This is a genomic window from Hymenobacter sp. 5516J-16, from assembly GCF_022919335.1.
Classification (GTDB): Bacteria; Bacteroidota; Bacteroidia; order Cytophagales; family Hymenobacteraceae; genus Hymenobacter; species Hymenobacter sublimis.
This window is the reverse complement of record NZ_CP095058.1, coordinates 4,319,432-4,331,635: the sequence shown is the minus strand read 5'-3', so window position 1 is coordinate 4,331,635 and position 12,204 is coordinate 4,319,432. Positions and strand designations below refer to the sequence as shown.

Below are 12,204 nucleotides of genomic sequence, written 5' to 3'. Positions count from 1 at the left end.
TTTGCATTCTGAGAACAGACGATTAGTCGTTGTCCGTCTTCACTTTGGTTTTCGAACCATCAGCTTCCTTGGCTTTGGAGTCGATGGTACCGTCTTTAGTGACGGTCTTGCTCTTCTCGTCGTTGGCGCCTTTGGTTTTTACCTTCACTTTGTCGCTGTCCTCATCTACCTTGGTTTTCACCTTAGTGCCGTCGGGCAACTTGGCCTTGCTCTTGCCAGGCTGCAGCGGCACCGAAGTAGCTGTGCCCGTAGTTGAGGAAGAAGAGGACGAAGAAGTGCCAGCACCCGTGCCCGGACCAGTACCACCAGCCGAAGGATTCGTCAGCTGTGGAGCCGCTTCACCTTCTTTTACAATCACGCGGAACTCTACGCGGCGGTTAAGCTGCATATTCTCCGGCGAATCGTTGGCCGCGGCCGGACGACGCTCACCGTAGCTTACCGTTACCATGCGTGTCTCAGCAACACCCGACTTTTTCAGGTAGTTGTAAGCCGCATCAGCACGATTCTGGCCCAATACAATGTTGTACTCGTCCGTGTTGCGCGAGTCGCAGTGGCCTTCAATGGAGATGTTTACCCCAGGGTTAGCCTTCAAAATGCTGCTGATGTTGTTCAGCTCCGTGATAGACTCAGGACGCAGTTTGTACTTATCCGTGTCGAAATAAATCTTCTGGAACTGTGCAAAGTTACGCTGAGTGGTATCTACGTAGTTTACGTAGAAATCTTTCTCGATTACGGTTGAATCGTTGGTGGAAATCGGAACAGCAAACTCCTGCGTTTCAATGTTTTGCCCATCCTTCGACACGGCTACCTGGTAAGTACGGCCCGACAGCACGTTTACCTGGTAGTCGCCGGTTTCGGGCTTAGTTACGTCGCGGTAGCTAAGGGCCGTTTTGTCAGCCTGGGTGCCACTGAACACCAACTCTACGCCGGGAATAATCGTGCTGTCACGAGATGACAGCACTCGACCCCGAATGATGGCGTTCTTAATGTAGTTGATGGTATAGATGTCCTTTTCTCCGTAGCCACCAATGCGGTACGAAGACAAGTAGGCGTAGCTACCATCAGGGCTCAAGCGGTAGTAAGTATCATCGTCGGGCGTATTAACAGGGTAGCCCATGTTTTCGGGCCGGCCCCACTTATTGCCCACGGAATCCCAATCCGACTTGAAGATATCGTAGCCACCCATGGTGTTGTGGCCGCGCGAAGAGAAGTACAGCGTCTTGCCGTCCTTGCTCAGGTAGGGGCTGTCGTCGTCGTACACCGTATTTACGGCGTTACCGAGCGTTTTAGCAGGCCCCCAGTCGCCACCAGGCTGGCGGGTGGCGTAGTAAATATCCAGCGTCCCTTCCTCAGAGAACTTGCTGGTAGAGAAGTAAATGGTTAGGCCATCGGGAGTAATGAAGGCGTCTGATTCAAATGCTTTTGAGTTAACGTTGCTGTTCAACTTCTTGGGAGCTGTCCAGTCACCACCGGTTTTTTCAGTGTAGAAAATGTCGCCATTTTCATCTTGCCGGTACATGAGCATTTTGGTGTCATTGTCAAACACCTGAATGGAAGCATCGTGGCCTTTGCCGTTTAGAACGCCGCTCAGGGAACGAGGCTTTTCCCAGTTCTCCTCATCTACCCGCTTAGCTTCGAAGATGTCCTCAAAGTACTCACCGTCCGACGCCAAGTTGCCACCTTTTTTACCTTCAGCATTGCCAGCTCCTGTTACGTTCTCACCGCGCGAGGTGAACAACAGTAGCTTGTCGTCGCCAGAAATTACGGGGCTGTGCTCCGAGTACGGAGTGTTGATAGTAGGACCCAGGTTTTTTACAAAAATATCCTTGGGGCTATTGAATTGCACCTTGGCATTTTTGCTGTGCTGAATGAGTTGCGCCAGCTCCTTCTTGCGGGTATCCTTGCTCTTCAGCGTGGCGTTATACGCTTGGAAGTGGGCAATAGCCTCGTCAAAGTTGTAGTTCAGGTGATCCACCCGACCCAGCCAGTACTCTACATCCTTCGATACGTTCTTCTTTAGCCGTTGCGCTTTATAGATGTAGTCGCTAGCTTTTTCTTTGTCGAACGACATATAGGCTATACCCGCCCGGAACAAAGCCTGCGCATTGTTGGGCTCCTTGGCCAACACCTGCTCATAGTAAGGAATGGAGGCCCGGTAGTTCTCTTGTGAGAAGAACTTGTTAGCAGTCTTCAGTTGCTTGCGTGTGCTTTGAGCCAGGGCAGGCTGGGCCATAGCAGCCGTAAGCGCGAAGGCGCACGAGGCTTTCAATAACCTTCTGACTAAATTGTCCATTGTTGGAGGGTTTAGGGAAATAAGGAGTTGCAAGGGAGGAATTGAGAAATGCCGTACACCGGCTGTGCAGGCAGTTTTTCAAGAGTTGCCTCTTATACTGAAAACCTGCCTCAGGGTTGAGGCAGGCACGGCAAAAAAACACGACTGACATGAATTAACCACTATCAGTCTAGCCGGTTTACACCGCTATGTTGCCTTTGTACTTGACAAATAGCGGGCAAAGATAGAAATTTTATAATACGACCTTAGCCGCATCCAATTCTTTGAAATACTTGAAAATCAAGGCTAAAAGAGGTCAAGATTTCTAATTACCTATCTCACCTCTAGTCACTACTGACCGCACAAATATAGTCTGACTACTTAAACTACAAGGTTTTTCTCCAAAAAATTATGAATTCATCCGGTACCCGCCGAATATCTACCTTTGTATTTCTGCTGACCATTTGTATATGAATATCCAGGAAGCAAAATTTCTGATGAGCAATTCTCGTCTTGAGGATTGTCCGCCCCTACGCTCCCAGAGTACGCCTTTATTGGCCGCTCCAACGTGGGCAAGTCCTCCCTAATTAATATGCTGACGGGGCAAAAAGGTTTGGCAAAAACGTCTTCCCTACCGGGCAAGACGCAATTAATCAATCACTTTCTTATTAATAATAATTGGTATTTGGTTGATTTACCCGGTTACGGATATGCTCGCGTAAGTAAAGATTCGCGGGTAAAATGGGGCCGAATGATTAATTATTATTTACGTAAAAGAGAAAATCTGGCGTGCGTATTTGTGCTGCTAGACTCTCGCCACCCACCGCAAGCCGTTGACTTGGAATTTATGGAGCAACTCGGGGCCGAGGGCATTCCCTTCGTGATGGTATTTACGAAGGCCGACAAACAATCCGGCTCACGCACCCAGCAGAACGTGGTAACCTACCTGCAAACCATGCAACAAAGCTGGGATGAAGTACCCCGCCATTTCATCACGTCAGCGGAGGATAAAACGGGTCGGGAGGAAATTCTGCAGTTCATTGCCGACGTGAATGAGCAGCTCGCGCAAGAGGCCGATAATGCGTAAATTGGCCCCGTAATTGCCTGGTTGCGGCCAGGCTCAGCTACTGGGCATTTCCCGTCTTTCTTCGCTAATTTCATGAAAAAACTACCCATTCTGCTGGGTATCGGCCTGCTGGCTTGTTCTACCGCGGCTGTGGCTCAGAAAACCAAAGTAAAAATCAAAACCGACGGCCCGGTTCCGGAGGCAACAGCCCCGACCGACGCCCCCGTCCAGACCGCTCCGGCCCATGCTCCCAAGGCCATTCCGGTGGCGGAGTATTACCAGGGTGGGCAGGAGGCCATGTATGCCTTCATTGAGAAGGAGCTGAAGTACCCCGTCATGGCTCGGCGTAACCGCATTCAGGGTCAATGTATTGTTAGCTTCACCCTGAACACCGACGGTACCATGTCGGGTATTAAGCTGGTGAAGAACATCGGGGGTGGCTGCGGGGAAGAGGCCCTCCGGGTAGTGCGCCTGCTGAAGTTCAACAAGCCCGATTACGCCATCCTGACCAGCCTGCCCATTACCTTCAAGCTGCCTGCCCCGGCCAAGCCGCCGCAACTGAGTAACTTCGCACATTCCAACAACTGCTTTTTCTTATGCCCTACGACCTGAAGGAAGTTGCCGCTATCAGCGGAATGCCCGGTCTGTACCGCCTCGTGAAACCAACCCGCGCCGGCGTTATCATTGAAGCCCTCGACGAGAAAGGCACCCGCTCTGTGGCCTCTGCCCGCAATAAGGTGTCGTTACTCCAGGAAATTTCCATTTATACCCAGGATTACGACCAGACCGTGCCCCTGACGGAAGTGTTTGACCGCATTCACCAGAAGCACGGCGCTGACCTAGCCCTGACCCATAAATCGGACGACCGGGACTTGACGGCCTTCATGGGCGAGATTATTCCTGATTACGACCGGGACCGGGTGTACATGTCGGACATCAAGAAGCTGGTGCAGTGGTATAATACCGTTAGCAAGCGCCTTGAGTATCAGGCGCCAGCCGAGGATGAAACCGATGCCCCGGAAACAACTAACGAGCAGAAAGCCAGCAAGAAAACTGAGGCTGATCCTACTGCTGACGAGGCCATGAGCACGGCGGGCATCATCCCAGCCGCGGAAGAAACCAACGCAGCCGGCAACCCAGAAGCTGGCGAGACGAAGCCCGCCAAAAAGGCCAACAAGAAAAAAGCGGAGTAGCTTTTCCTATTGCCCTACATAAAGAAAGCCGCCCAGGAGTCTGGGCGGCTTTCTTTATGTAAGTAGGATCCGTATTGGCTAGGCTTTAAGAATGGCGTCGCTGGCAAACTCCGGTGCTAGAAACTCCTCTACTTTCTCTACCATTTCTGGGGAGCCGATGAACAAAGGGCACCGCTCGTGCAAGTCGTGGGGCTCAATTTCCAGGGTTCGGCGGCGGCCGTTGCTAGACTTGCCACCGGCTTGCTCCACAATGAAAGCCAAGGGGTTGCATTCGTACATGAGGCGCAACTTACCGTTCGGGGCTTTCTTGGAGGTAGGGTACATATAAATGCCGCCCTTCAGTAGGTTCCGGTGAAAGTCAGCTACCAGGGAGCCAATGTAGCGGGCCGAGTAGTTCTGCTCTTTGCAATACGCCACAAAGCCCTTCATTCCCTCCGAAAACGACTCTGATACTCCTTCATTAACGGAGTAGATAGCCCCCGATTTGGGCGTCTGAATGTTCGGGTGCGAGAGGAAGAATTCGCCGAGGGAAGGCTCGTAGGTAAAGCCGTTTACGCCGTTGCCGGTGGTGTATACCAGCATCGTGCTAGAGCCATAAATTACATAGCCGGCTGCCACCTGATGCGTCCCAGTCTGGAGGCAGTCCTGACGCGTCCCGTCGTTGCCGGTGGGCGATACGCGGCGGTAGATGCTGAAGATGGTGCCGATGGACACGTTCACATCAATGTTAGAGGAGCCGTCCAGGGGGTCAATGGCTACCACGTACTTGCCCTGCACGTTGCCGGTCTGAATCATTTCATCGTCTTCCTCGGAAATGATGGTGCATACCTCGCCGCCGTTGCGCAAAGCCCGGATAAAGCGGATGTTAGCAATAACGTCAAGCTTCTGCTGGTCTTCGCCTTGCACGTTGCGGTTACCATAGGCCCCAGCAATATCAATCAGGCCCGAGCGGTTGATTTCTCGGTTTACAATTTTGGCGGCCAGGGCAATATCGCGCAGCAGCTGGGAAAGCTCGCCGGTGGCATACGGGAAGTCTTCCTGCTTGCGCATGATGAAGCGGTCCAAGGTAGTGCCAACGGGTAGGGCCAGCTTGTCGTGGTTTGTCATGGGTGGAAATAGGATGCGGGTGGGAAAGGCCAAAATTAACCAATTTGCCGGAGTAGCCTGAGCGAAATTTCGCTACAACGTTTTTACGGCAGCTCTTACCCAGTCAATTTCTCTTCTTTTCTGAGCAAAACGGCGCTTGGTCCTACATTTGGGCCATGCAGCACCCGCATCCTCTTCGGATTTTCAAGTTCGGCGGCGCCTCCGTGAAGGATGCCGCGGCTATTCGCAACCTCGCCCGCATTGTGCAGGAACACGGCAGCAGCGGCCAACTACTCATTGTCGTCTCGGCCATGGGTAAGACCACCAATGCCCTGGAAGAGGTGTACCAACTGGCGCAGGCCGGGCAGGACTACGCCGCGCCGCTGGCTGCCATCCGCGACTTTCACCAACGCGTAGCCCAGGACCTAGCCGTCTCCGATGATACGGCAGCCCCAACTGCAGGCGTGCCTACCCTTGCGCAGTTGCTAGAACAATTGCAGGACCGGCTGGCAACTCTTCCGACGGGGGAGTTTGACAAGCACTACGACCAAATAGTGAGCTTCGGAGAATTGCTGGCGACGTTGATTGTGGCTCGGGCCTTGGGCGCGCACTGGCTTAACTGCCGCCCTCTGCTGCGCACGGACCACACCTGGCGGGAGGGCCGCATTGACTGGCCGACTACGAAGCGCAACCTGCGCACTACCCTACCCCAGGTGCTGAGCCGTGGGCCAGTCGTAACGCAGGGGTTTTTGGGTGGCACAGCTAGCGGCTACACCACTACCCTGGGCCGGGAGGGCTCCGACTACACGGCCGCCATCTTCGCGTATTGCCTCGGTGCGGAGTCGGTGACGATATGGAAGGACGTGGCTGGCCTGCTTAACGCCGACCCCAAGATTTTCGCCGACACCGTCCGCTACCCCGAGGTTAGCTACCAGGAAACCATTGAAATGGCGTACTACGGGGCCTCCGTTATTCATCCCAAAACCATTAAGCCCTTGGCGGTGCGCAGCATTCCGCTGCTGGTTAAGTCGTTTTTGGACCCCGCGGCCGAAGGAACGCGCATCCACGACTGTCGTCATGGGCTGTTGGCCCCGGCCTTCATCCGCAAAACCAGCCAGTGCCTGGTTTCCTTTGAATCGAAGGACCTGACCTTTATTTCCGAAGAAAACCTAGAGGTAATTTTTGGCGCTTTGGCTCAGGTGCGGCTTAAAATTCATCTGATGCAAAATTCAGCCATCAGCTTTTCGGTATGCACCGATTTCTCGGCCTATCGGCTCGAGAAGCTGCTAGAGGCGCTGCGGGGGCAGTTTACCATCCACTATAACACGGGGTTGGAGCTCTACACCATTAAGAACTACGATGCGGCCAGCATCCGGCGCCTCACCCAGGGGCGGGAGTTGCTGCTGGAGCAGCGCACCCGCCAAACCTTCCAGTTTGTGTGTCGGGCCGCTGAGGATACCTCTGGCCGGCTTCTGTAGAAACTAACTAACCATCTGGAAGCTAGTAAAGGCTTGCAACCAGGCTGCCGCTACCCACCCGTTCCGTACAGCAGGTTTTGTCAGCCTGCACTACACTAGCCTGACAAGTCCTAGCAGCGTGATTCCCAGAGTTGATGGGGCTGTTTGTTTCATTGCGAGCCGGCGAAATACCGCCTACTGGAAACAATTTTGCCCTGCTGCACCTTATACGCGTATCTTTGCGGAGAATTATTCTTGTCTGGTGGCTCTTTCTACTGATCATTTTCCCCCTACCCCCGACGCGGGACACCTCCGGGCGCGGCTCACTCAGGCGGGCCTGCGGGCTACCCGTCAGCGCCTTGTGATTCTGGAGAGCCTGCTTACGCTGCCGGGCCACCCCACCGCCGAGCAGGTGCACCGGCAGGTAATTAGCCAAGAACCCAGCATTTCGCTGGGCACGGTGTATAAAGCCCTTGATTCTTTTGTGGCGGCCGGCCTTACCCGGCGCGTGGCCGCAGCCGAAGGCACTTCCCGCCGCTACGATGCCGATTGCACGGAGCATCACCACCTGTTCTGCACCAATACCCAGGAAATCATCGACTATTGCGACCCGCAGCTCGACAGCATGATCCGGGAGTTTTTTGCCGCTAAAGGCCTGCAGAACTTTCAGCCCCACTCCTTTTCCCTGCACATCACGGGTAGCAAGCTGGCAAGTAAATAAGCCCCTAGTAGGTGGTTATTGTACCACGACTGTTGTGCTTAGCCCTACGCTGCCGGCTTTCTGCTGCCGTTTTTTTAGTCTCTAGTACCTTTTTCACTTCATTACCAAACTCATGGCAGTTCTCGTAGGTAAGCGCGCTCCTTCTTTCAAAGCCACCGCCGTTATCGATGGCGAATTCGAGGAGGATTTCTCCCTCGACCGTTACTTGGGCAAGAAGCACGTTATCTTCTACTTCTACCCCGCCGACTTCACGTTCGTGTGCCCCACTGAAATCATTGCCTTCCAGGACCGCCTGGCTGATTTCGAGGCCAAGGGGGTTGCCATCATTGGCTGTTCTACGGATACCCACTTCTCCCACTTTGCTTGGTTGCAAACGCCCCGCGACAACGGTGGTATTGCCGGCGTTACCTACCCTCTGGTAGCTGATGCCACGAAAACCATTGCCGCTAACTACGACGTACTCGGGGCCATTACGACTACAACGAGGCCGGCGAAATGACCTTTGTGGGCTCACCCCTCGCCTACCGTGGCTTGTTCCTGATTGATAAGGACGGCATTGTGCGCCACCAAGTTGTAAACGACGGGCCGCTGGGCCGTAGCATCGACGAAGCCATGCGCATGGTGGACGCTCTGCAGTACTTCGAAGTAAAAGGCGAAGTGTGCCCCGCGAACTGGGAAGAAGGCAAAGAGGCTATGTCGGCTACCCGCGAGGGCGTAGCAAACTACCTCGGCAAGCAGTCGGCTCACTAAGCACTCAAGCCCTTTAAAGCAAAAGCCCTGGCCCTTGGCCAGGGCTTTTTTAGTGATGGTGCGGCGGCAAAACCGGAACCACGTACTTTTGCGGCGCGGCAGCTCCGAACGTTCCGCGGCAGCTTCTAGCGTAGCAAGCGGCGCCGGTATGCAGCTCAACGGCGCAGTTGCAGCCGAAAGCATTGGCTGCATCTCCGGCAAGGAAGCCGTGCAGTTCCCCTGTAGTAGTTTCGGGGCTGTTTCACCTGATACCTGATTTTCGACGTTGCGTTTCCTTTATTCCATTGCCCTGCCCCTCTACGCGCTGCTCCTGCGGCTAGTAGCGCCCTTTGTGCCAAAGGCGGCGCAGTGGGTCGATGGCCGGCGCGGCTTGCTGCCGCATATTCAGGAGGCGTTGCGCCACGAAACAGCTCCATTAGCGTGGTTTCACTGCGCATCCCTGGGCGAATTTGAGCAGGGTCGCCCCCTGATGGAAGCCTACGTAGCCCGTCACCCCGGCCACAAAATCGTGCTGACGTTCTTTTCGCCTTCGGGCTATGAGGTGCGCAAAGACTGGCCGGGTGCTGCCTACGTGTTCTATCTGCCCCTGGACACGGCCGAGCATGCCCGTACTTTTCTGGATGCCGTGCGGCCCGCGCTGGCCGTGTTCGTGAAATATGAATTTTGGTACTACTTCCTGACGGAGTTACGGCGGCGCGCTATTCCTACAATTTGCGTTTCGGCCATTTTCCGGCCTGAGCAGGCTTTCTTTCAGCCCTGGGGAGGCTTTTTTCGCCGCATCCTGAGCCAGTTCACCCACATATTCACCCAAAACCAGGCTTCCGTAGACTTGTTGCGCCGGGCCGGCATAGCGAGGGCTAGCGTGGCCGGCGACACCCGCTTCGATACCGTTGTGCGCACGGCCTCGGCCCCGCCCCGCGCCCTACCCCTGGTGGATGCCTTTACCGATGACTGGGCTCCAGTGTTTATTATTGGCAGCAGCTGGCCCGAGGATATGCCGGCCCTTACCCCCCTGCTGCACCAGTACGCCGACCAGTTGCGCTTCATTGTGGCTCCCCACGAAATCAGCGAAACCAACCTGCGCCTCGTGGAGCAGGCCCTGCCCGGCCGGGTGGTGCGCTACTCCCAAGCCGATGCTGCTACCGTGGCCGATAGCCGCGTCTTGCTCATGGACAACGTGGGGCTGCTAAGTCAGCTCTATCGGTTCGGGCACTACGCCTACATCGGTGGGGCCTTTGGCAAGGGCTGCACAACACGCTGGAAGCGGCTGCTTTCGGCCTACCCCTGTTCTTCGGGCCCACGTATTACAAGTTCCAGGAAGCCCAGGACCTGGTCGAGCTCGGTTGCGCTTTTCCCATTTCATCTGCCGATGAATTGCTCACGGCCTTCGGTCCGCTCTACCACCGCGAGGAGGCGCGCCTCACCGTCCAGGACCTGAGCCTAGACTACGTGCACGACCACAGCGGGGCCACGGGCAAAATCATGAGCTGGCTCGATAGGGAGGTGGCAAGAAAGTGACCCGGCGAACTAGCTGGGCTGCTTGTGCAGTACCACGCCGCGGGCACACTCAGCTCCCCGGGTCACCGTCTTACCACCTCCCTTCAACTCACTATTTCACCTCACCATCTCACCGCTCGCATGATCGGCATCATCGTTAAATCTACGGGCTCGTGGTACATCGTGCGCGAAACGGCTACCGGCCAGCTGCACCGCTGCCGACTACGGGGAAGTTCAAGCACAAGGGGCTGAAAGTGAGCAACCCGCTGGCCGTGGGCGACCAGGTGGAGTTTACGGTGGAGGAGCAAACCGAGGGCGCGGGCGTGATTCATCACATTGAGCCGCGGCGCAACTACATCATCCGCCGCTCAGTGCACAAGGCCGAACACGCCCACATTGTAGCAGCCAACCTCGACCAAGCGTTGCTGGTCGTGACGCTGGCCTCGCCAGCCACCTCCTTCGGATTCATCGACCGGTTTTTGGTTACGGCGGAGGCCTACAGCATTCCTGTGACGCTGCTCTTCAACAAAACTGACCTCTACGACGAGGACTTGGCTGATTATCAGGAGCAGATTCTGCACATGTACCAGCGCGTGGGCTACCCCGGCCTGCGCTGTTCCGCCCACACCGGCGAAGGGGTAGCGGCCATTGATGCGCTGCTAAATAAGAAAGTGTCCCTGCTATCTGGCCACTCGGGGGTAGGGAAAAGTACGCTGATTAACGTGCTGGTACCGGACTTAGACCTGAAAACGGCCGAAATCAGCGAGTTTTCCGACAAAGGCGTGCACACTACTACCTTCGCCGAGATGCTGGAAGTCCGGCCTGGCACCTACCTCATCGACACGCCCGGCATCAAGGAACTGGGCCTAGTAGACATGAAGCCCGGCGAGCTGGCCCATTTCTTCCCTGAAATGCGCGCCCTGCTCAACCAGTGCCGCTACCACAACTGCCAGCACCTGCACGAGCCGGGCTGCGCCGTGCGCGAGGCCGTTGACAAAGGCAAAATTGCCCTGCCCCGCTACGACAGCTACGTGAGCATGCTGGCAGGCGACGACAACCGGAAATAAGCGGAAGGACAACTTTAGGAGGGTGTGAAACTGTGCTCCTACCCCGTATGCTGATTCGCGTAGTATTCTGATTCGGCACCTAGCAGGCCGATATAGCTCACAACTTCACCTTTTACGACTTCCGCTTTGACACAACATCGCATAGCCTTCTTGGGCCTGGGCAGCATGGGCCAGGCGATGGCCGCCAACCTGCTCAAGGCCGGCCACCGCCTGCGCGTTTATAATCGCACCGCCAGCAAGGCCGACCCTCTGCAACAACAGGGTGCCACGGTAGCGGCTACCCCCGCCGAAGCCGTGCAAGACGCGGAGTTCGTCTTTACCATGGTAACCGATGACGCGGCTCTGCTGGAGCTGTGCCTGGGGCCAACCGGTTTCCTTACCGCCTTGCCCCAGGGAGCCGTTCACGCCTCGTGCAGCACCGTAGCCCCGGATACCAACCGTCGTCTGGCCGAGGAGCATGCCCGCCACGGCACTTCCTTGGTTGCTACCCCCGTGTTTGGCAAGCCTGATGTAGCGGCGGCCGGCAAGCTGTGGCTGGCCGTGGCCGGCGAGGCTAGTGCCCGCGAGAAGATTAAGCCGGTGCTGGGGGCCCTGGGTCAGGGTGTCCACGATTTCGGAGATGATGCCGGGGCCGCCTCCGTGGTTAAGCTTTGTGGCAACTTTATGCTCGGAGCCGCCATTGAAGCCATGGCCGAGGCCTTCACGCTCGCCCAAAAAAGCGGCCTCGACCGTCAGCAGGTCTACGAGTTCTTTACTTCTACCCTGTTCAACACGCCCATCTATAAGAGCTACGGCAAGCTCATTGCTGAGCGCCATTACCAGCCCGTGGGAGCCCCGCCGGCCATCATCCGCAAAGACCTCCGCTTGGTCTTGGATGAGGCCCGCACCCGGGTAGTGCCCATGCCCTTCGCCAATATTATCCACGACCATCTCTCCACCAGCGTTGCGAAGGGCGAACAGAACGACTGGGCCGGTTTCGCGGAGCGGGTAGCGGAGGGGGCAGGGTTGTAAGAGAATAACCGGTAGGCAGCTAGCAAATGGGGAGTGGTTACGTCATTACGGCGTTACCTTCTAACGCAAAAAAGCCCGGCTGAA

Annotated in this window: 9 protein-coding genes and 2 pseudogenes; 9 read left to right on the top strand and 2 right to left on the bottom strand. The window is 55.8% G+C overall.

Annotated features, from left to right (window positions below; all coding sequences use genetic code 11):
• Positions 1-22 precede the first annotated feature (22 nt).
• Positions 23-2,233, bottom strand: coding sequence for an OmpA family protein (locus MUN84_RS21435; protein WP_244695931.1), 2,211 nt, complete (start codon positions 2,231-2,233; stop codon positions 23-25).
• A gap of 607 nt (positions 2,234-2,840) precedes the next feature.
• Between MUN84_RS21435 and yihA the strand changes: the two genes are divergently transcribed.
• The 3 genes from yihA to MUN84_RS21420 all read left to right on the top strand — a co-directional run bounded on the left by yihA (position 2,841) and on the right by MUN84_RS21420 (position 4,531).
• Positions 2,841-3,359, top strand: coding sequence for a ribosome biogenesis GTP-binding protein YihA/YsxC (yihA, locus tag MUN84_RS21430; protein WP_317239036.1), 519 nt, complete (start codon positions 2,841-2,843; stop codon positions 3,357-3,359).
• Between the two features lie 72 nt (positions 3,360-3,431).
• Entirely contained in the window at positions 3,432-3,950 is a 519-nt protein-coding gene (locus tag MUN84_RS21425; RefSeq protein WP_244695930.1) for an energy transducer TonB, read from the top strand.
• The gene (locus tag MUN84_RS21420; protein WP_244695929.1) at positions 3,935-4,531 is read left to right on the top strand and encodes a DUF5606 domain-containing protein; all 597 of its coding nucleotides are present in this window, start codon (positions 3,935-3,937) and stop codon (positions 4,529-4,531) included. The genes MUN84_RS21425 and MUN84_RS21420 overlap by 16 nt, the downstream gene beginning before the upstream one ends.
• Before the next feature lie 78 nt (positions 4,532-4,609).
• Here the strand turns inward: MUN84_RS21420 and fbp are convergent, their stop codons facing one another.
• Complete coding sequence (fbp, locus tag MUN84_RS21415; RefSeq protein ID WP_244695928.1) at positions 4,610-5,638, bottom strand: class 1 fructose-bisphosphatase; 1,029 nt, start codon at positions 5,636-5,638, stop codon at positions 4,610-4,612.
• A gap of 155 nt (positions 5,639-5,793) precedes the next feature.
• Here fbp and MUN84_RS21410 point away from each other — a divergent pair, with 155 nt between their 5' ends.
• From MUN84_RS21410 to MUN84_RS21385, 6 genes and pseudogenes are all read left to right on the top strand, one after another.
• Positions 5,794-7,095 (top strand): aspartate kinase, encoded by a 1,302-nt coding sequence (locus MUN84_RS21410; RefSeq protein WP_244695927.1) that lies wholly within the window; start codon positions 5,794-5,796, stop codon positions 7,093-7,095.
• A 241-nt stretch (positions 7,096-7,336) separates the two neighbouring features.
• The gene (locus tag MUN84_RS21405; RefSeq protein ID WP_244695926.1) at positions 7,337-7,795 is read left to right on the top strand and encodes a Fur family transcriptional regulator; all 459 of its coding nucleotides are present in this window, start codon (positions 7,337-7,339) and stop codon (positions 7,793-7,795) included.
• Between the two features lie 112 nt (positions 7,796-7,907).
• A pseudogene (locus MUN84_RS21400) lies at positions 7,908-8,545 on the top strand (peroxiredoxin).
• A 265-nt stretch (positions 8,546-8,810) separates the two neighbouring features.
• Positions 8,811-9,983 carry a 3-deoxy-D-manno-octulosonic acid transferase gene (locus tag MUN84_RS21395; RefSeq protein WP_317239035.1) on the top strand — a complete coding sequence of 391 codons (1,173 nt, stop codon included), beginning with the start codon at positions 8,811-8,813 and terminating at the stop codon, positions 9,981-9,983.
• A gap of 200 nt (positions 9,984-10,183) precedes the next feature.
• Positions 10,184-11,109, top strand: a pseudogene (gene rsgA / locus MUN84_RS21390) (ribosome small subunit-dependent GTPase A).
• 126 nt (positions 11,110-11,235) lie between these two features.
• Positions 11,236-12,120: an NAD(P)-dependent oxidoreductase gene (locus MUN84_RS21385; RefSeq protein ID WP_244695925.1), complete on the top strand. Its 885-nt coding sequence runs from the start codon at positions 11,236-11,238 to the stop codon at positions 12,118-12,120.
• Positions 12,121-12,204: the final 84 nt, after the last annotated feature.

What these genes read in the sequence shown, in the direction of transcription:
- MUN84_RS21425 (WP_244695930.1), top strand. Translation starts at nt 3,432, where the DNA reads ATGAAAAAACTACCCATTCTGCTGGGTATCGGCCTGCTGGCTTGTTCT.
- MUN84_RS21420 (WP_244695929.1), top strand. Translation starts at nt 3,935, where the DNA reads ATGCCCTACGACCTGAAGGAAGTTGCCGCTATCAGCGGAATGCCCGGT.
- MUN84_RS21410 (WP_244695927.1), top strand. Translation starts at nt 5,794, where the DNA reads ATGCAGCACCCGCATCCTCTTCGGATTTTCAAGTTCGGCGGCGCCTCC.
- fbp (WP_244695928.1), bottom strand. Translation starts at nt 5,638, where the DNA reads ATGACAAACCACGACAAGCTGGCCCTACCCGTTGGCACTACCTTGGAC.
- MUN84_RS21435 (WP_244695931.1), bottom strand. Translation starts at nt 2,233, where the DNA reads ATGGCCCAGCCTGCCCTGGCTCAAAGCACACGCAAGCAACTGAAGACT.